At 67.8% G+C, this 18,221-nt stretch carries 15 protein-coding genes; 6 read left to right on the top strand and 9 right to left on the bottom strand.

All coding sequences use genetic code 11. The features are described 5' to 3' along the window. Positions 1 to 14: 14 nt before the first annotated feature. A complete protein-coding gene (locus E1263_RS21980; RefSeq protein WP_238161396.1) occupies positions 15 to 1,073 on the bottom strand; it encodes a LacI family DNA-binding transcriptional regulator in 1,059 nt (352 codons plus the stop codon). Between the two features lie 98 nt (positions 1,074 to 1,171). Between E1263_RS21980 and E1263_RS21975 the strand changes: the two genes are divergently transcribed. Then, positions 1,172 to 3,430 carry an ATP-binding cassette domain-containing protein gene (locus tag E1263_RS21975; protein ID WP_132170321.1) on the top strand — a complete coding sequence of 753 codons (2,259 nt, stop codon included), beginning with the start codon at positions 1,172 to 1,174 and terminating at the stop codon, positions 3,428 to 3,430. A gap of 550 nt (positions 3,431 to 3,980) precedes the next feature. On the opposite strand, the gene E1263_RS21970 is transcribed toward E1263_RS21975, so the two are convergent. The 6 genes from E1263_RS21970 to E1263_RS21945 all read right to left on the bottom strand — a co-directional run bounded on the left by E1263_RS21970 (position 3,981) and on the right by E1263_RS21945 (position 9,787). Continuing rightward, the gene (locus tag E1263_RS21970) at positions 3,981 to 4,766 is read right to left on the bottom strand and encodes an SGNH/GDSL hydrolase family protein (RefSeq protein WP_132170319.1); all 786 of its coding nucleotides are present in this window, start codon (positions 4,764 to 4,766) and stop codon (positions 3,981 to 3,983) included. Between the two features lie 117 nt (positions 4,767 to 4,883). After that, positions 4,884 to 5,657, bottom strand: coding sequence for an energy-coupling factor ABC transporter ATP-binding protein (locus E1263_RS21965; RefSeq protein WP_132170317.1), 774 nt, complete (start codon positions 5,655 to 5,657; stop codon positions 4,884 to 4,886). Next, positions 5,654 to 6,412 (bottom strand): cobalt ECF transporter T component CbiQ, encoded by a 759-nt coding sequence (gene cbiQ, locus E1263_RS21960; RefSeq protein ID WP_132170315.1) that lies wholly within the window; start codon positions 6,410 to 6,412, stop codon positions 5,654 to 5,656. Before cbiQ ends, E1263_RS21965 begins: the two co-directional genes overlap by 4 nt. Beyond that, positions 6,409 to 7,422 carry an energy-coupling factor ABC transporter permease gene (locus E1263_RS21955; RefSeq protein ID WP_132170313.1) on the bottom strand — a complete coding sequence of 338 codons (1,014 nt, stop codon included), beginning with the start codon at positions 7,420 to 7,422 and terminating at the stop codon, positions 6,409 to 6,411. Before E1263_RS21955 ends, cbiQ begins: the two co-directional genes overlap by 4 nt. A gap of 54 nt (positions 7,423 to 7,476) precedes the next feature. Continuing rightward, positions 7,477 to 8,838: a dihydrolipoyl dehydrogenase family protein gene (locus E1263_RS21950; protein ID WP_132170311.1), complete on the bottom strand. Its 1,362-nt coding sequence runs from the start codon at positions 8,836 to 8,838 to the stop codon at positions 7,477 to 7,479. A 55-nt stretch (positions 8,839 to 8,893) separates the two neighbouring features. Continuing rightward, positions 8,894 to 9,787 (bottom strand): AraC family transcriptional regulator, encoded by an 894-nt coding sequence (locus E1263_RS21945; RefSeq protein WP_132170309.1) that lies wholly within the window; start codon positions 9,785 to 9,787, stop codon positions 8,894 to 8,896. Between the two features lie 106 nt (positions 9,788 to 9,893). Between E1263_RS21945 and E1263_RS21940 the strand changes: the two genes are divergently transcribed. Genes E1263_RS21940 through E1263_RS21920 form a run of 5 tightly spaced genes read left to right on the top strand, consistent with a single transcriptional unit; the run spans position 9,894 to position 15,532 of the window. Further along, positions 9,894 to 10,826: an NAD-dependent epimerase/dehydratase family protein gene (locus E1263_RS21940; RefSeq protein WP_132170307.1), complete on the top strand. Its 933-nt coding sequence runs from the start codon at positions 9,894 to 9,896 to the stop codon at positions 10,824 to 10,826. Between the two features lie 54 nt (positions 10,827 to 10,880). Then, a complete protein-coding gene (locus tag E1263_RS21935) occupies positions 10,881 to 12,389 on the top strand; it encodes a PstS family phosphate ABC transporter substrate-binding protein (RefSeq protein WP_132170305.1) in 1,509 nt (502 codons plus the stop codon). A 9-nt stretch (positions 12,390 to 12,398) separates the two neighbouring features. After that, positions 12,399 to 13,151: a metallophosphoesterase gene (locus tag E1263_RS21930; protein WP_132170303.1), complete on the top strand. Its 753-nt coding sequence runs from the start codon at positions 12,399 to 12,401 to the stop codon at positions 13,149 to 13,151. A gap of 31 nt (positions 13,152 to 13,182) precedes the next feature. Continuing rightward, on the top strand, positions 13,183 to 14,052 hold the full coding sequence (locus E1263_RS21925; RefSeq protein ID WP_132170301.1) for a hypothetical protein: 870 nt from the start codon (positions 13,183 to 13,185) through the stop codon (positions 14,050 to 14,052). Positions 14,053 to 14,074: 22 nt separating this feature from the next. Next, the gene (locus E1263_RS21920) at positions 14,075 to 15,532 is read left to right on the top strand and encodes an MFS transporter (protein WP_420323389.1); all 1,458 of its coding nucleotides are present in this window, start codon (positions 14,075 to 14,077) and stop codon (positions 15,530 to 15,532) included. A gap of 70 nt (positions 15,533 to 15,602) precedes the next feature. Here E1263_RS21920 and E1263_RS21915 read toward each other — a convergent pair whose 3' ends face one another. Then, complete coding sequence (locus tag E1263_RS21915; protein ID WP_132170297.1) at positions 15,603 to 16,007, bottom strand: cytidine deaminase family protein; 405 nt, start codon at positions 16,005 to 16,007, stop codon at positions 15,603 to 15,605. Positions 16,008 to 16,575: 568 nt separating this feature from the next. Then, positions 16,576 to 17,973, bottom strand: coding sequence for a dihydrolipoyl dehydrogenase (gene lpdA, locus E1263_RS21910; protein WP_132170295.1), 1,398 nt, complete (start codon positions 17,971 to 17,973; stop codon positions 16,576 to 16,578). Between the last annotated feature and the right edge of the window lie 248 nt (positions 17,974 to 18,221).

The raw sequence follows: 18,221 nt of genomic DNA, 5'->3' as shown, positions 1-18,221 counted from the left end.
GAACGGCGAGTGGTTCAGCGGGTGGTGCTGACCCGCTCGATCACCCGGTGCGGGACGATCACGCGGCGCGGTGCGGTGTTTTTGTCCGCCATCCGCTCCTCGAGCAGCTCGAGCGCTGCCGCCACGAACGCGCGCCGGTCGAAGTCGACCGTGGTCAGCGGCGGGATCATGAACTGGCTCTCCAGCACGTTGTCGAACCCGGCAACCAGCGTCTGCCCCGGTACGGCGACCCCGGCCGCCCAGAGCGCTGACAGCGCACCGGAGGCGAGGGTGTCGGTGAAGCAGAAGAACGCGTCGGGCAGCTCATGGTCGGCCAGGTACTTGCCCACCACCGTCGCTGCGCCCTCCGGACGCCAGCGGTCGAGCCCGATCTCGAGAGCCGGGTCGTTCGGGATACCCGCCTCGGCCAGGGCCTCGCGATAACCAGCGGTCCGGAGGCGGGAGGCCGCCGTACCGGGGGCTCCGGCGACGCCGCCCAGGACGCCGGCTCCACTCGAACCGCGCGGGATTTCCGGCGTACCGACGGCTGCGATCCGGCGGCAGCCTCTCGCGATCAGGTGCCGGGTCATGTCGCGCGCCGCGGCGGCATTGTCGATCGCGACCTGGCTCACCAGATCCTGGTCGACGTCACCGATCAGGACGAGCGGCGGCAACGGGCCGGCCGACAGTACGGCGCTGTCGTCCAGGTTCACGGGGTTCAGGATCAGACCGTCGACGAGGTACGCGCGGGCCTTTGACAGGAGCTCGAATTCCCGCGTGGGCTCGGACGCGGTCTGCTCGATCTGCACGCCCCAGCCGCGCTCATGGGCGAGCTCGACGACCAGGTGGACGATCTCGGCCGAGTACGGCCGGAGCAGGTCGGGCAGGGCCAGGGCGATCATGCCGGTGCGGCCGTTGCGCAGGCCGCGGGCGCTCATGTTCGGCACGTAGTCGAGCTCGCTCAGCGCCTGTTCGACGCGGGCCCGGGTCTCGGGGCGCACGAACACCACACCGTTGATGACATTGGAGACCGTCTTCGGGGACACCCCGGCCAGTTTCGCGACGTCTTTCACGGTGGCACGCATGCCGGACATCTTCCCATCCTTCACAGTGTGTCGAAACTTCTCGGCCCGGCTGCGCGAAGGTATTTCGATAAAAGTCTTCATCGTCGGTTCAATGACAGGATTGAAGGATGCTTGCTGACAGCCATGACGTGATCGAAGTCCGTGGTGCCCGTGAAAACAATCTCGCCGGGGTCTCCCTCGACATCCCCAAACGCCGCCTGACCGTGTTCACCGGAGTCTCCGGTTCCGGGAAGTCGTCACTCGTGTTCGACACCATCGCCGCCGAATCCCAGCGACTCATCAACGAGACCTATACCGCGTTCATCCAGAACTTCATGCCGAGCCTGGCCCGGCCGGACGTGGACGCACTGCGCAACCTGTCCGCTGCCATTGTCGTCGACCAGGAGCGGATCGGCGCGAACTCGCGCTCGACAGTCGGCACCGCGACCGACGCGCACACCATGCTGCGAGTCCTCTTCAGCCGCGCCGGTACGCCGTACGTCGGGCCGCCGTCGGTGTTCAGCTTCAACCGCGCCGAGGGGATGTGCCCGGCCTGTGAGGGGCTCGGGCGGACCACCGAGCTCGCCATCGACGAGCTGGTCGACCGCTCGCTGAGCCTGAATCAGGGCGCGATCACGGCTCCGGGGTATGCGGTCGAGACGTGGTGGTGGCAGGCCTTCGCCAAGTCCGGGCTGTTCGATCCCGACCTTCCGCTGTGTGACTACCCGGACGAGGCCTGGCAGCAATTCCTGCACCAGGAGCCGACGAAGATCAAGATCGGCAAGCACTCGATCACGTTCGAGGGTTTGGCGGCGAAGATCCGGCGCCAGTTCATCGGCAAGGACATCGACGCCATGCAGAGCCAGGCGCGCGCTTTCGCCGAGCGGGCGGTGAAGCAGGACCTCTGCACGGACTGCGGTGGCGCCCGGCTGAACAAGGCGGCGCGCTCCGTCACGCTCAACGGGCGGTCGATCGGCGAGTGCTCGGCGATGCAGATCAGCGACCTGGCTTCGTTTGTCGCCGGGGTCGAGAACACGGACGTCGGACCGATGCTCGAAGGGTTGCGGCACACGCTCGACTCGATGGTCATGATCGGGCTGGGCTATTTGAGCCTTGATCGGGAGTCGGGGACGCTGTCCGGCGGCGAGGCGCAGCGGGTGAAGCTGGTCCGGCACCTCGGATCCAGCCTGAGCGATGTCACCTATGTCTTCGACGAGCCGACGGTCGGGCTGCACCCGCACGACATTCAGCGGATGAACGATCTGCTGATCCAGCTCCGCGACAAGGGCAACACCGTCCTGGTCGTCGAGCACAAGCCGGAGACGATCCGGATCGCCGATCACGTGGTCGATCTCGGTCCGGGGGCGGGCCTGTCGGGTGGACGGCTTTGCTATGCCGGCGACCTCGAGGGGCTGAAGAAGTCCGGCACACTGACCGGTCGCTATCTCGACCATCGAGTCTCGGTGCGAGACGACGTACGGCGTCCTACTGGGCAGCTGTCGATCAAGAACGCGAACCTGCACAACCTGCGTGATGTGAGCGTGGAGGTCCCGCTGGGTGTGCTGACCGTGGTCACCGGGGTGGCGGGGTCGGGCAAGAGCTCGTTGATCCACGGGTCGCTGGCTGGTCGGCCGGGCGTCATCGTGGCTGGTCAGGAGCCGATTCGCGGGTCGAAGCGGAGCAACCCGGCGACGTACACGGGGTTGCTGGATCCGATCCGGGCGGAGTTCGCGAAGGCGAACGGCGTGAAGCCGGGGTTGTTCAGCGCGAACTCGGTCGGCGCGTGCCCGTCGTGCAAGGGGATCGGGCTGGTCTACACCGATCTGGCGATGATGGGCGAGGTCGGGTCGATCTGCGAGGTCTGCGACGGGGCGCGGTTCACGGCCGAGGTGCTCGCGTACAAGCTGCGCGGGAAGAACATCAGCGAGGTACTGCGGATGACGGTCACCGAGGCGCGCGAGTTCTTCGCGAAGGGGTCAGCGCGTCTTATTCTGGATCGGTTGTCGTCGGTCGGGCTGGGTTACATCGGGCTCGGGCAGCCGCTCACGACACTGTCCGGTGGCGAGCGGCAGCGGCTCAAGTTGGCGATCAACATGGGCAAGAACGGCTCGATCTACATCCTCGACGAGCCGACGACCGGGTTGCACCTGGCCGACGTCGACGCGCTGCTCACGATGCTCGACAAGCTCGTCGAGGACGGCAACACCGTCATCGTCATCGAGCACCACCAGGCCGTGATGGCGCACGCCGACTGGCTCATCGACATCGGCCCGGGCGCCGGCCACGACGGCGGCCAAGTCGTCTTCACCGGAACCCCCGCCGACCTGGTCGAAAGCAGCCCCACGCTCACCGCCAACCACCTGCGCGACTACATCCGAGCGGACTAACCCGCCGTACGGCGATGCCTTGAGCACCCACCAACCATTTCCCCCTCCCCCAACCGCGCCAAAGGTGGGTCGGCTGCTCCTTGTGCACGAACCCCCACTTTGAGCACCCACCAACCATTTCTGAGCGCCCTACGTGGTTGGTGGCTACCCAAAGACGCGCTGCGTGCCCAAAGATCCGCTGCGCCCCCCAAAGGTGGGTCGGCTGCTCTTTGGGCACGACGGCCGACCTTGAGTACCCACCAACCATTTCCAAGGGCGCTGCGTGGTTGGTGGGTACCCAAAGATGCAGCGGGCGCCCAAAGATGCGGCGCGCACCCAAAGGTGGGGCGGGTGCTCGGGAGTTGGGCGGCCGCTCGGGAATGAGGCGAGCGCTCGGGAGTTGGCAGGCTGCTCTTTGGGCGCGAGTGCCAACTTTGTGTAGCCACCAACCATTTCCGAGGGCGCTGCGTGGTTGGTGGGTACCCAAAGATGCAGCGGGCGCTCAAAGGTGGGGCGGGCGCTCGGGAGTTGGGTGGCTGCTCTTTGGGTACGGCGGGGATGAGGGGTGGAGCTACTTCAGGGCGGGGGCTACGAGGTTGGCGTAGGCGGCTTGGCCGGTGGTGTTGGGGTGGTAGGACTCGCTGACGGGGTTGGAGAGGCCGTTGATCCACTCGGGGCTGCCGCAGACGGAGTGGCCGGTGAACGCCGAGGTGGGGTTGGCGAAGGAGAAGCCGGCGGCGTTCGCGGCGACGGAGATCTTGTTGTTGAGGAGGTCGGCCGTCTCGTTGAGGCGGGTCATTTCGGCGGGGCTGAAGAAGGTGCCGGCGTTGCAGTCGGTGCCGTTGAACAGGCGGGGGTAGCCGACGACGATGACCTTGGCCGAGGCTGCGCGGCTGCGGATCGCGGCATAGAGGCCGTTCAAGCGGCCCGGTATGGCGTTGTTGATCGTCGCCTGGGCGTTGTTGATGGCGGTCGTGCAGTCGCCGAGCCAGGCGGGTTTGGCGCACTCGGTGATGACCGAGGAGAAGCCGGCGTCGTTGCCGCCGACCTGGACGGTGATGCGGTTGGCGGCGCTCGTCACGGCGCTGAGCTGGTTGGCGGTGACGTCGGCGACGCGGGCTCCGGAGCAGGCGACGAAGGTCAGGTTCGCGCCGAGCCGGGTGGCATCCAGATACGGGTAGGCCTTGGTCGAGCGCTGGCAGTTGCCGCTGCTGGAGATGTAGCTGCGGGTGCCGACGCCGGAAGCGTAGGAGTCGCCGAGGGCGACGTAGTTCACCGCGGCGTGGGCGACACCGGGGCTGAGCAGCGTCACGGCGCCGAGGGCCGCGGCGGACAGAACACTGGCGATGGTCTTCATGGGCGGACCGCCTTGTGTGCGAGGGGTGGTGACAGAAGTACTGAAAGTCACGATGGCCGACTCGCGGGTAACAGACAAGGTCTTGGTAAGAAACTACCGAGGTATTTCTGAAGTAGGTCAGCGGCCTTCCGGGCCGGGGACCGACAGCGGGTCGAACCCGTACGGAAGCTCGAGCCGGTGCGCGTTCATCAGCTCGGCATCACCGAGCAGATCCCGGGTCCGGCCGTCGGCGACGATCCGGCCGCCGTCCATCAACAGGCTGCGCTCACACAGCTGCAGCGCGTACGGCAGGTCGTGCGTGATCATCAGCAGCGTGACGTCGAGACCGGTCAGGATGTCGGAGAGCTCGCGCCGGCTGGCCGGGTCCAGGTTGCTCGAGGGCTCATCCAGTACGAGAACTTCGGGCCGCATCGCGAGCACCGTGGCGACCGCGACCCGGCGCCGCTGGCCGTACGAGAGGTGATGCGGAGCGAGGTCCGCATGGTCCTGCATACCGACCTGGACGAGCGCTTCGCGGACCCGATCCTCGAGCTCGGCGCCGCGCAGACCAAGGTTGGCCGGGCCGAAGGCGACGTCATCGCGCACGGTCGGCATGAACAGCTGATCGTCCGGGTCCTGGAAAACCAGTCCGACCTTGCGGCGGATCACCGGCAGGTGTTCGCGGTGCAGACCGGTCCCGCCGATCTCGATCCGCCCGCTCCCGGAGCCGCCCGCGACCGAGCCGAGGATGCCGTTCAGATGGAGCACAAGGGTGGTCTTCCCGGCGCCGTTCGGGCCGAGCAGCGCGACCCGCTCACCGCGCTCGACGGTGAAATCGACGCCGTACAGGGCCTGCCGTCCGTCCGGGTAGGCGAAGACAAGACGCTCGACATGAATCGCAGGACCGCTCACAAGCCGACAACCCTAGCGGCCACCGCGACGGTCACTGCGACCAGGGAGATGGTCAGGCCTTCGATCCACTGCGCGCGCGTCGCGCCGACCTCGCCGAGCAGCGGCATCCGGCCGTTGTAGCCGCGCGACTGCATCGCCAGGTGTACCCGCTCACCGCGCTCGAAGCTGCGGACGAACAGTGCACCCACTCCCCCGGCCACCGCCTTCAGGTGCCCGGCTCGGCCGCCGACGTACCCGCGTGATTCCCGGGCGATCCGCATCCGGTGCAGGTCGTCGGAGACGACGTTCAGGTAGCGGACCATGAACGACAAGATCGCCACCAGCGTCGATGGGAGCCGCAGCCGCTCGAGACCCGCGAGCAGTTCACGCGGACCGGTGGTCGCGGACAGCAGGATCGCGGCGATGACGCCGAGGGTGCCTTTGGCCAACACATTCCAAGCGCCTAGTACGCCGGACTGCGACAACTGCACCCCCAGTACGTCGAAAGTCGGGCCGGTCGCGACGAACGGGAGCAGCAGCGCGAACACAATGAACGGCGTCTCCACGGCCAGTCGCCGGGAGACCACCGGGAGCGGGAGTTTCGCAACCACGATCGCGGCGGCTAGCAGAACGGCATACAGGGCGAAGGCCCAGAAGTGTGCGGCCGGGGTGGAGACGACGGCGAGGACGAAGACGAAGAGCGCGACGATCTTGACCTGTGCCGGGATCCGGTGGACCTTGCTGTCGACCGGGACCAGTAGGCCGTCGCCGCTCACGAGGCCTTGCGTAGTGACGCGACCTTGGCGATGGCGAGGCCGAGCGCGATCGTGACGAGTACGCCGATGATTCCGGCCAGCGCACCGGAGACCTGCGCGTTGCCGATCCCGCTGACGCCGTAATCGGCCAGCGGGCTCCCAGCGACCGCCGAACCCTTGGCCGCCGACTCGAACCCGAGCTTGGCGCCGACGAACTCAAGTCCGTCAGGGTGCGCGCTCGCGAACAAGCTGACGCCGCCGGCAACGATCAGCGTGACGGCGACCCCGATGCCGAGCGAGCGACCGGCAGGCTTGGCCGCGATCGGTTTGTCCGGGGAGACGGTGGACGTGTTGCCGTCGGCATCGACCAGGACTAGATCCTGCTGCAGGTGGCGGGCGGCGTACACGAGGTCAGGGCGGGTCGCGACGACCGCGCCGAGGACGGCCGCGGTGATCACGGCCTCACCGATCCCGACCAGGATGTGCCAGCCGACCATCGCGGTGGCGAGCTTGCCGAGCGGGATGTCGACCGCACCGCCGATCGCGTACAGACCCGTGAAGCACAGCGCTGCGACCGGAACGGAGACGAGGGCGCCAACTGTCGCCGCCGGTACGACGCTCCCTGTCCGACGCGGGAGCACTTGCAGCAGCGCGCGGGTGACGAAATATCCGACCAGAACAGTGACCAGGCCCATCAGCGTGATGTTCGTACCGATCGCGGTCAGCCCGCCGTCGGCGAACAGCAGACCCTGAACGAGCAGCACCGTGGACATCACCAGCACGGCGGTCCACGGGCCGACCAGCGCCGCCGCCAGCGCACCACCGAGCAGGTGGCCGCTGGTCCCGGCGCCGACCGGGAAGTTCACCATCTGCACCGCGAACACGAACGCGGCCGTCAGCCCCGCCAGCGCGGGACCCGTCTCGCGGATCTCGCGGTTGGCGCGCTGGAGGCTGAAGCCGACCGCACCGGCCGCGATCAGGCCGGTGGCGATGGACGTCGGAGCGTCGAAGAAACCATCAGGAACATGCACGCGGACATTCTTGGCTTGTTGCGATCGAATCGCAACAAGCACCGGGAAAATTACTCAGGACAAATCTTTGAGAGCATCACCGATCGCACGGTGGAACGTCGGGTATGCGTAGATGACCTGTTGCAGAGAGTGCACAGGCACGGCGGCATGCACGGCGATCGCGAGCGCGCTGAGCACCTCACCACCGGTCGGCCCGGCGCTGGTCGCACCCACCAGTACGCCGCGATCGGTGTCGACGACAAGTTTGATGAAGCCCTCGTTGCCGGCCTTGTGGATCCAGCCGCGCGACGAGGACGGGATCTGCGTGATCCCGGTCGAGACGTTCAGGCCCTGCTCGCGGGCCTGCTTCTCGGTCAGACCGACCGCGCCGATCTCCGGATCGGTGAAGGTGACCCGCGGCATCGCGTGGTAGCGCGCCAGCGGTGCGTCCTGGGTGCCGAGGATGTCGTGGACCGCGATGTTCGCCTGGTACATCGCCGTGTGGGTGAACGCGCCGACCCCCGTCACGTCACCGATCGCCCACACACCGTCACCGGCGCGGACATGCTCGTCGACCTCGATCCGGCGGACGTCCGCGTCCAGCCCAACCTGGTCGAGACCGAGGCCCTTGATGTCGACCCGGCGACCAGTTGCCACCAGCAACTTCTCGCCGGTCACCGTGCGGCCGTCGTCCAGCGTGATCGTGAACTCGTCGCCGTCATGCGCGACCTTCGACGCGTGCACACCGGTGGTGACGGTCACGCCGTCCCGCTCCAGTGCCTCGCGGGCCAGATCGCCCGACTCCGGCTCCTCCATCGACAAGATGCGCTCGGCGCCCTCGACCACGGTGACCTGCACGCCGAAGCGCGCGAAGACCTGGGTGAGCTCGACCCCGATCGCGCCGCCGCCGAGGACGACCAGCGAGGCCGGCAACGTCTCGACGCGCACCGCGTCCTGATTCGTCCAGTACGGCGTACCGGCCAGACCGTCGATCGGCGGAACCAGCGGCACCGTCCCGGTCGCGACGATGATGCCCTTCGACGCCTCGAACTCGCGGTCGCCGGCCTTCACGCTGCGCGGCCCGGTGATCGTCGCGTGCTCGCGGACGAACGTGACGCCCTTGTTCACCAGCCGGTCGACCGCGACCTGGTCGTTCCAGTTGTCGGTCGCCTCGTCGCGGATCCGCTTGGCCACGGGAGCCCAGTCGGGCTGGACGGTCGCCGTACCGGCCATGCCGTCGACCCGGCGCGTCTCGGCGATCAGGTTGGCGGCGCGGATCATCATCTTGCTCGGGATGCACCCGTAGTACGGGCACTCGCCGCCGACCAGCCGCGGTTCGATCCCCACCACGTTCAGGCCGGCCTGGGCCAGCCGCCCGGAGGCTTCCTCGCCGCCCACACCGAGCCCGATCACGACCACATCAACCTGTTCAGCCATGCCGCCCAATCTCGCAGACGCCGCCGCGCCAACCAAGCCCAACCCCGGCGCGTCATCACCCCGTAAGCCGGCGACGGCGGTACTCCCCCGGTGCGACGCCGTACTCACGCTTGAACGCTTTCGCGAGAGCGAACTCCGTGCCGTATCCGGTCTGGGCGGCGATGGTGCGCAGCGGTACGTCGGACGAGTGCAAGCCGCGAGCAGCCAGCGTCATCCGCCACCAGGTCAGGTAGCCGAGCGGCGTCCGGCCGACTGCGCCGGTGAATCGCTTGGCGAAGCTCGCCCGCGACATCCCGGACAGCGCGGCGAGCTGGGCCACCGTCCACGGGTGCTGGGGTGTGCCGTGGATGCCGCGTAGCGCCGCCATCAGCGACGGGTCCGCCAGTACGGTCGCCCAGCCGTCGGTGGCGCGCTCGTCGGCGAACCAGGCGCGGAGTACGAACATCAGCAGCATGTCGACGAGTCCGGTCAAGATCGCGGAGGAGCCGGCCTGCGGCTCGGTGAGTTCGTCGGACAGGAGCTCGATGGCGGCCCGCAAAGACGGATGCCGGCCGGACAGGTGCACGACCTCTGGCAGCTCTTCGAGCAGCGGATGGCTGCTCGACCGGTCGAAGTAGTAAGCCGCACAGAGCAGCCTGATCGCGGGACCCGTGTCGATGATCTCGTCGGCAGCGGGTGCGGTGTCGAAGCTGAAGTCGGTCAGCGGGCTGTCGGGGTGGTCGGCCAACGCGTAGCCGGCGCCGTGCGGAACGAACACCACATCACCGACGGTCAGCTGGATCGGCTCACCGCGCACCGGAAGCAGCCAGCACGAGCCTTCGAGCAGGACATGACACCCGGCGCCGTCGCTGGGCGGGAAGCGGATCCCCCACGGAGCTTGCTCCTGAGTTCGCGCCGCGTGCGGCCGGCCGGTCCGCAGGGCAGTCAGTACGTCGCTCAGCACGTCCACCCTAGTCAGTTTAGACGGCTGGATATGGCATTGAGCGTCGCGGCCATGTCCGTGACCGCTGACTTCTTCGTACGGTCGAGGTCCAACAACTCTTCGGGAGATAGCAATGACCTTCTCTGTCGTGGTCGGAGCCGGCGGTACCGGGCGGGCTGTGGCTCGACTGCTCGCGGACAGTGGTGAGCGCGTCAAGCTCGTCACGCGGAGCGGCTCCGGCCCGGAACATCCGGGCATCGAACGGATCGCAGGAGATGCCACAGCGGTCGACTGGCTCACCAGCCTGAGTGCCGGCGCAACCACGCTGTACAACTGCGCGATGCCGTCGTACGACCGTTGGCCGACCGACTGGCCGCCGCTCGCGGCTGCCCTGCTCACCGTGGCCGAGCGCAGTGGTGCGGACTACGTGATGCTCGGCAACGTTTACGCGTACGGCCCGGTCACCGGCCTGGTTGTTGAGGACCAGCCGTCGGCGCCGACGACGGTGAAGGGCGCCGTGCGGGCACAGATGTGGGCCGACGCACTGGCGGCACACGAGGCCGGTCGGGTCCGAGTCACCGAGGTCCGCGGGAGCGATTTCCTCGGTGCGGACACCATGTCGGTCTACAACCTGCTGGTGGTACCCGCCGTACTGGCCGGAGTCGCGACGTCCTACCCGGCCGATCTCGACGTCGAGCACAGCTGGACGTACGTCGACGATGCCGCCCGCACGATGATCGCCGCGGCTCGCCACGACGACGCCTGGGGACGTGCCTGGCATGTGCCCTCCGTCTCCGCCCTGCCGGTTCGCGCCCTGAGCGCTGAGCTGGCCGCGCTCGCGAGCGCGCCGGAGCCGCAAGTCACCGAGCTCACCCTCGTGGAGCTTGCGCGCCTCGGTACACAGGACCCGATCACCGCCGAACTCCTCGAGATGCAGTACCTCGTCCGCGCCCCCTTCCTGCTCGATTCCACCCACAGCGAGGCCGTCCTCGGCGTCACCGCCACCCCTCTCAAGGCAGTCCTGACCGAGACGATCGATGCCCACCAGCACGTCACTGCACGGTAAGCATCCGTTCACCGCGGGCCGGTAGCGTCCTGCCTTCGCTGAAGTGGGGGCACGTTGTTCGACTTTTCTGGTTTCGCGTCCGTCAATCTCGAAACCGTGATCGCGGCCGTCGCACTGATCGGTACGGCGGTCGCCTGGCTGGTCGACCGGTATGTCCTGCGCCGCAAACGGCTGGTCTACCGCGTCCAGGTGGACGCTCGAATCGGGGTCTACCCGCACGCCGGCCAGACCCAGCGGATGGTCGACGTCGAGGTCCGCCACCAGGGCGCGGTGGTGCCCGACCCGAGCATCGTGCTGCTGCGGCTGGACAACGCCGGCGGGATGGACATCGACCCGCACGACATGCACGAGAAGATCGCGTTCGCGTTCCCCGATCGCAAGATCGTCGGGCTCAAGGTGACCGAGGCGCATCCGCACTCGCTCGGTGAGATGCTCGAACGGCGCTTGTCGCCGGCGCACTTCGTCGACACCAGCAAGTTGGTGCTGCCGCGCATCGCCATCAACCGGGGCGACCATTTCAAGTTCCTGCTCGTGCTGTCCGGCACCGGACAGGGCGTCGGCCACTCGGGGTACCTCGCTGGTGGGTCGACCGGCGGTGGGGTCTACCACGAGCCGCGGCCGCGTGGACCTGGTCGCCGTACGCTCCTGTTCGGTGCGTTGTCGATGGTGCTGGTCGGGGCGCTCGTCGCGTTCTTCCTCGTTGACGTCCTGCAGCCGCCGAAGGACTGCTCGTCGGGTCAGCTGCGCGTCATCGGCTCGACCGCGGTGGAGCCGACGATGCGCGAGCTGCGCACCGCCTACGCGGCCGAGTGCACGAGCGCCGACATCACGATCGCGGCGAACGGCAGCCGCAGCGGGGTTCGTGGCCTGGCCGAGCTCGGGGCGAAGGACGCCGTACAGGCGAGTCAGCAGATCGCGATGTCGGACGGGCCGGCCGAGAGCGCTCCCGAGCTGCGCGGCTCGCCGGTTGCGGTCGTTGTCTTCGCCGTGGCCGTGAACCGCTCCGCTGAGGTCACCGCGCTGACCACGACCCAGCTGCGCGACGTCTACAACGGCAAGCTCACCAACTGGAAGCAGCTCGGCGGTCGCGACCTGCCGATCCGGATGGTCAGCCGGGTCGGGCCGGACTCGGGGTCGCGCCGGGTGTTCCGGGAGAAAGTGCTGGCCGGGGACCAGGAGCTCGGCATCTCGTCCGACAACTGTGCCCGCGACGACGACGCGGTCGCGAAGTATCACCGCTGCGAGGTCGGCACGACGGAGGAGTTGCTCACTCGGGTCAACGAGATCGACGGCGCGATCGGTTACGCCGAGCTGGGGAGCGCGCGGAAATATCCGCAGATCTCGCTCGCCGCGATCGACGGTGTCGCTCCGGACACCGCGAAGGTGGCAGACCGGTCGTACCGGTTCTGGGAGGTGGAGCACGCCTACACCTACAAGACGCCCGAGGCGAAGTCGCTCACCGCGGCGTTCCTGGACTACCTGCGGTCGAGTGCAGCGCGGCCGGTGCTGGAGCGGGGTGGACTGCTGCCGTGCGGCGATCTGCCGACCGGGTTCTGCGGTTAGGGTCGGGCGATGATCGTCATCGCACACCTGAGTGACCCCCATCTCGACGGGACCGCCGTCGCGCGGGATCGGCTGCGGCGGATTACGGCCTACCTGGAAGCGTTCCGTACGCCGGTGGACGTCGTACTGGTCAGTGGGGATCTGGCCGACCATGGGGACCCGGCCGAGTACGCCGAGCTCGCGGCCGAGCTGCCTACGGATCTGCCGGTGCTTGTTCTGCCCGGCAACCACGATGTGACCGGGCCGCTGCGGAACGGGCTCGCCAGCTATCTCGACTCCCCCGGTGACGGCCACCCGATCCACCAGGTGCGCGATGTTGCCGGCGCGCGCTTCGTGCTGCTCGACACGAGTGTGCCTGGTGAGGACTACGGCTTCCTGTCCGACGACTCGCTGGCCTGGCTGTCCCGAGTGCTGGCGGAGCCGTTCGACGGACCGATCTTTGTGGCGATGCATCACCCGCCGCTCGACCTGCATCACCCCGTGATGGACCAGTGGCCGCTGCGTGCACAGGAGCCGCTCGCGGCTGTGCTGACCGGCAAGCCCATCACCGCGATCCTCACCGGCCACGTGCACAACGCCGTCGTGACTTCCTTTGCCGGTCACCCAGTGCTCGGCGCTCCCGGTATCCGCTCCACCGTCCCGCTCCCCTTCGAGCCGCCCACCGCCGAGGGGAGCCCGATCGACGCGGAGGCCTATCCCGGCCTGGCTCTCCACATCCACTACCCCGGCGAACCTCTGCAGACGTTCTACCGCTTTCCGTGACAACGAATTGCGAAAATGCCAGCATCACTGCATGACGAGTTATGTGGGGTCCGGCGCCTATTGTTATGCGAATTCGCTGGCGATGATGGTTCGCGACGTACCGATGACCGCGATCGAGGTGCTGACCGGATCGCCATTCGGCGCCCAGGTCGAAGACACCGGCCTGCCGTGGTTCGACCCGCCCGGCTGGCAGCCCGACCTGGGGCTCGACCGGGCCATCGACCTGCTCGGCTGGACCTGCACGCGCACCTCGGGTGGTTCGGCTGACGAAGCGCTGGCCCGGCTCCGCGCGAGCTGTCCAGCCCTGGTCGGTCCGGTCGACATCGGCCTGCTCACACACCAGCCGTGGTCGGCCGGCCAGGCTGTTGGCGGGGACCATTGGGTCGTGGTCACCGAGGTCACCGACGACGTGGTCGTCTTCCATGATCCAGACGGTTTTCCCTATGCCACGCTACCGATTCCGCAATTCCTCGAAGCCTGGCGCGCCGACGAAATCACGTCGGTGGAAGGCTCTTACATCCTCCGCACCGACTTCGAACGCCACCATCAGGTGCCGGTCGAGGACGCTCTGCGCGCTTCCCTCCCATATGCCCGCGACTGGCTCTCCCGCGACTCGCAGCAAGCCGTCGAACAGATGGCCGACCGGCTTGCCGCCGAGGACGACGGGATCCGCGGTCATCTGGCCGGTCTCGCGGGACCTTCCGGCGTACGGCGGCTCAACGACGCCTCGATCTGGCTGGCCGCCATCGACCAGCACGAGGCCGCGACCGTGGCCGCGGATCTCGCCCGTCAGTTGGGCAGTCTGCAATTCACGCTGACCTCGCGGCAATTCTCCCGGGCTGCTGACATTCTCCGCGCCCTTGCGCCGGGCTATCCGAAACTGCGCGCCGTACTGGCTTGACCTCAACTTTAGTTGAGGTTCGATCCTTGGGGTCATGACATCGACCAACGTTGAGGTTGCTCGGGCGGGGCGGCGGGAGTGGGTCGGGCTGGGTGTGCTGGCCCTGCCTGCTCTGCTCGCGTCGCTCGAGCTGACCGTGACCCATCTCGCCCTCCCGTCCATTGCCGCGGACCTGCATCCGAGCAGCGCAGAGCTGCTCTGGATCGTCGACATCTACGCGTTCCTGCTGGCCGGTTCGCTGATCACCATGGGCACTCTCGGCGACCGCATCGGCCGGCGCCGGCTGTTGCTCGGAGGCGCAGCCCTGTACGGCGTGGCTTCCGTGCTCGCCGCCTTTGCGACCAGCCCCGGCATGCTGATCGCGGCCCGAGCCCTGATGGGGGTGGCCGGCTCGACGCTGATGCCGTCAGTGATCGCGCTGGTGGCCGCGATGTTCAAGAGCCCTGCGCAACGCGGTGTCGCGATCGGCATCGTGGTCGCGAGCGTGTCCGGCGGTACGGCGATCGGCCCGCTCGTCGGTGGTTGGCTGCTCGAGAGCTTTCACTGGGGTGCCGTCTTTCTGATCGGGGTGCCGATCATGGTCGTGCTGCTCGTCGTCGGGCCGCGACTGCTGCCCGAATACCGCGCGCCTGGTGGCAAGCGGCTCGATCCGTTGAGCGCCGTACTGTCGCTGGCCGCGATCCTTCCGATTGTCTACGGCCTCAAGCAGCTAGCCGCCGATGGGTTCGCGTGGGCTGCAGTGGTCGCGGTCGCAGCTGGGTTGGTGCTGGGTACGGTGTTTGTACTGCGGCAGCGTCGGCTGGCCGATCCGATGGTCGACCTGCGGCTGTTCGGGAGCCGCGTCTTCAGTACGGCGTCGATCGCGCTCGCGCTGGCGATCTTCGTGCTCTGGGCGGTCAACTACGCCATCGCCCAGTTCCTGCAGCTCGCCCACGGACTCGACCCCCTGACCGCGGGCCTCTGGACAGCGCCCTCCGCCGTCGGGACCATCGCGGGGTCGCTGCTTGCACCGCGGCTGGCTCGGCGGATCCCGCCCGGCGCTGTCATCGCCGCCGGACTCATCCTCGCTGCCGTGGGATTCGCCGTACTGCTGGCGACCGGGCCGCTTGCCTTGCTCGTCACCGGCTCGATCATCATCTCGCTCGGTCTCGCACCCACCATGACGCTGGCGACCACCCTCATCATCGGCGCCGCCCCCGCCGACCGCGCCGGAACCGCGGCAGCCATCGCCTCCACCGCTCCCCAGCTGGGCGGTGCCCTAGGCATCGCCCTCCTCGGCAGCCTCATCACAGTCGCCTACCGCCACCAAGCTGGCCCCACCGCCGCGCTAACCCGCGAAGCCCTCGCCATCCCGGCTGCCCGCGAGGCGTTCACCGACGCCTTCCACCTGTCCGCCGCAGCAAGCGCCGTACTGCTCCTGCTAACCGCAGCCCTAGCCGCCCGCCACCTACGCCGGAGCGACACGAACGACTGCAGGTAGTACCCCCGCCGGCCTCGTTCGACCCACCCGCACGCAGGAAGTACGCCGTACCAGGCACCACCTGCAGTCCTTACGGCACCAGTGGGCCGGGCCAGGTGTTGGCGGGGAGGAGGTCGCGGAGTGCGGAGGTCTGGTCGGGGCCGAGGATGACCTCGGTGTCCAGGTTGGACTCGTCGATCTGACCGATGAACTCGCGGCAGCGGCCACACGGGGAGACGACGTGCACGCCGTCGTCACCTCGCCAGACGGCGACGATCTTCGCGATCTTGTACTCGCGGGCGGTCACCATGGCGGCGATTGCGGCGTGCTCGGCGCAGAAGCCGGTGCCGCTGGTCGTGTCGATGCAGACGCCGACATGGACCTGGCCGGTGCTGGTGACGAGTGCAGATGCGACATCGCCGAACCAGCGATCACCCACCTGATACGGATTCAGTACGGCGACCGCCGCTTGGATCAGCTCGTCGTTGCTCGTCATGCCGAGAAGCTAGCAACCCTCTCGGGTGCATCGCGAAGGAATTACGCCTGATGCCGCCAGAACCTCCAGCCCTCGGGTGCCCTGGGGAGCGTGGACGGCGGGGTCCACCCCCTCGGCGGCTGCCACCCCGGCGGTACCGGCGGCCAGTTCGGTGGCGGCTGGAAGCGGTACTGCGCGTCTCGGAGATGCCAGAACACCGACCACCCACCCGCGACAAGGGCAAGCGTGAAGAGTCCCGCAGCCACCGCCAGGAAGGTTATGGGCTCAGGCCCACACTCGATCGCCGACGGCGAACAGGGATCAGACGGAGACATCGCGGTCAGCAGCGGGAAGCATCCGACGAGTCCGACCAGACCCGCCACGCACCACCCGACCGTGATCAGGACCGGATGGCTGGGCGCGTCGGAGTACCCATGAAACACACGCGGATCTGGGGGTGCGGGAAAACTCACGCCGCCATTACATCCCCCGGTCCCGCACGCGCCCCCACTTGCGGCCTAATCGTGACCACCGCGGGCGGGAATGGAACAGCCGCCGCAAACCAGGTTCGCGGCGGCTGTCGAAGCGATCAGAAGTTGATCATGTGGCCTTCGAGGCCGTGGAAGGCTTCCTGCAGCGCTTCCGACAGCGTCGGGTGGGCGTGGACGTTGCGGGCCAGTTCCTTGGTGGTGAGGTCCCACTTCTGGGCCAGGGTGAGCTCGGGGAGGAGCTCGGTGACCTCGGGGCCGATCAGGTGGGCGCCCAGCAACTCGCCGTACTTGGCGTCGCTGATGACCTTGACGAAACCGTTCGGGTCGTTGAGGCCGTGAGCCTTGCCGTTGGCGGTGAAGGGGAACTTGGCGACCTTGACGTCGTGGCCGAGCTTCTTCGCCTCCTCTTCGGTGTAGCCGAAGCTGGCGATCTGCGGCTGGCAGAAGGTGGCGCGCGGGATCATGGCGTAGTCGAGCTCCATGGTCTCGTGGCCGGCGATCGTCTCGGCGGCGATGACACCCATCGCCTCGGCGGCGTGGGCGAGCATCAGCTTGGCGGTGACGTCACCGATGGCGAAGATGTTCGGCACGTTGGTCTTGCAGAGACCGTCGATGGCGATCGCGCCGCGCTCGGTGAGCTGGACGCCGGTCTTGTCCAGTCCGTAGCCGTCGACGCGCGGCTGGAAGCCGATCGCCTGCATGACCTTGTCGGCCTCGATGACCTTCTGTACGCCGTCCTTGCCGGTCACGGTGACCTTGACCTGCGGGCCGGACTCGTCGATCGACTCGACCCGGGTGGAGGTGAGGATCTCGACGCCGAGCTTCTTGTAGGCGCGGGCGAGCTCCTTCGACACCTCGGGGTCCTCCAGCGGGACCACGCGGTCGAGGAACTCGACGATGGTGACCTTCACGCCGTAGTTGGCCAGGACGTAGGCGAACTCGACACCGATCGCGCCGGCACCGGCGATGACGATCGAGCCGGGCAGCTCCTCGGTGAGGATCTGCTCTTCGTAGGTGACGACCCGGTCGGACAGCTGGGTGCCCGGCAGCAGCTTGGTGGTGGCGCCGGTGGCGATGATCACGTTGCCGAAGGTCACTGTCTCCGAGGAACCGTCGTTCAGCGTCACGTCGATGGTGTTGGCGTCGGTGAACGCGCCCCAGCCGTCGAACTCGGTGATGCTGTTCTTCTTCATCAGGAAGTGGACGCCCTTGACCCGGCCGTCGGCGACCTTGCGGCTGCGCTGGACGGCGGTCGGGAAGTCGAAGCTGACCTCACCGCTGATCCCGAAGGCCTTCTTCTCGGTGCGGAAGATGTGCGCGAGCTCCGCGTTCCGCAGCAGCGCCTTGGAGGGGATACACCCCACGTTCAGGCAGACACCGCCCCAGTACTTCTTCTCGATGATGGCGGTCTTGAGTCCGAGCTGGGCCGCGCGGATCGCCGCGACATACCCACCCGGACCTGCGCCGAGGACAACAACGTCAAAGTGCGAGGCCATACTCCAGACTTTAGTGGGTGACGCCAGTCACGTGACTATCGGGCAGCTTTCTTCCGTCCGGACCGTTCCCGGCCTACGCTGGGGCAGGCGCGGGGGCCATCGTCCGGCCTGCGCGCGTGAGGCGAGACGACAATGGGGAGCCTGATGGTTCTGGGGAACCGTCGGGGGCTGCGGTTCGCGGCGCTCGGCACAGTGCTGGCAGTGATGTCACTGCCTGCGTATGCCGGCACGCCCACACCACCCCCGCC

Source organism: Kribbella antibiotica (assembly GCF_004349055.1).
GTDB classification, from domain to species: Bacteria; Actinomycetota; Actinomycetes; order Propionibacteriales; family Kribbellaceae; genus Kribbella; species Kribbella antibiotica.
The sequence above is the reverse complement of the archived record's forward strand: the minus strand, read 5'-3'. Positions and strand labels throughout refer to the sequence as shown.